1 protein-coding gene is annotated in these 1207 nt (G+C 64.7%); it reads left to right on the top strand.

The window, feature by feature from the left end; genetic code table 11:
- Window positions 1–192 precede the first annotated feature (192 nt).
- Window positions 193–1098 (top strand): IS5 family transposase, encoded by a 906-nt coding sequence (locus ACGF5C_RS34850; RefSeq protein WP_393308691.1) that lies wholly within the window; start codon window positions 193–195, stop codon window positions 1096–1098.
- Window positions 1099–1207: the final 109 nt, after the last annotated feature.

The following is a 1207-nucleotide window of genomic DNA, read 5'->3' as shown; positions in this document are numbered from 1 at the left end:
CCGGTCGCCACCGGCGGATTCCCGCCGTCCCAGGACTAGGTTCTGTCTCGAAGTGAGTGATGGGGTGGCACCGCTCAGCGGTGCCTCCCCATCAGCATGTTTGTGGAAGATGTTGCTCGCGTTGGCATATGGGTGAGGTCTCCGGTATTTCGGATTAGCGACCAAGCAAATCTGAATAGCGCCGGAGACCTCGTGGCCAGCCTAGCGGTGGCGGGGCGAGCGGACCTGACCGATGCTCAATGGGCGCGGTTGGAGCCGTTGTTGCCTCGCGGTAAAAGGGCGGGACGCCCGCCGAAGTGGACGAAACGACAGCTCATTGACGGGATCCGGTGGCGATGCCGGGTCGGGTCGCCCTGGCGAGATGTTCCGGCTGAATACGGGTCGTGGCAAGCGGTGTATGGATTGTTCCGTCGTTGGCAGAGAGCCGGGTCGTGGGCCGCGATCGTGACATCGCTTCAGGCCCAGGCCGACGCTGCCGGGGTGATCGACTGGCAGGTCAGCGTGGATTCCACGATCACACGGGCCCATCCGCATGCTGCCGGTGCCCGCCGCGACAGTGGCGGGCAAGCCGAACCACCGACTGGTCCGGGTCAGTTCGAGCCGGCCGATCACGGGTTGGGGCGTTCCCGGGGCGGCTGGACCAGCAAGCTGCATCTGGCGTGCGACCAGGGCTGCCGGGTGCTGTCTGTGCTGATCACCGCAGGTCAAGCAGGTGACAGTCCACAGTTCACGGCGGTGCTGGACAACATCGAGGTCCCGAAACTCGGTGGCGGACGGCGTCGGATGCGGCCCGATCGAGTGTTGGCCGACAAGGCGTATTCCAGTCGCGGTAATCGAGAATGGTTGCGCCGCCACGGAATCAAAGCGACGATCCCGGTCCCTGCCGACCAGGCCGCGCACCGGCGCCACCGCGGCCGTGCCGGTGGCCGGCCCCCGGCGTTCGATCCAGAGCTCTACCGCGACCGCAACGCCGTTGAACGTGGCATCAACCAGCTCAAACAACACCGTGCCGTGGCCACCAGATTCGACAAACTCGCCGTCCGCTACCAGGCCACAATCCACATCGCGGTGATCAACCAATGGCTCAGACACTCGTGAAAAGCGAGCCCGCACCCACCCTCACCACTTCGAGACAGAACCTAGGCATCAGCGAAACAATCGACGTAGTGAACGAGGCCCGCCCGCGTTGGGCGGGAATGAACTTGCT

Origin of the sequence: Micromonospora sp. NPDC047620 (assembly GCF_043205005.1) — a bacterium.
Taxonomy (GTDB): domain Bacteria; phylum Actinomycetota; class Actinomycetes; order Mycobacteriales; family Micromonosporaceae; genus Micromonospora.
Note: the sequence above shows the minus strand (reverse complement) of the source record. Positions and strands in the feature narration are given on the sequence as shown.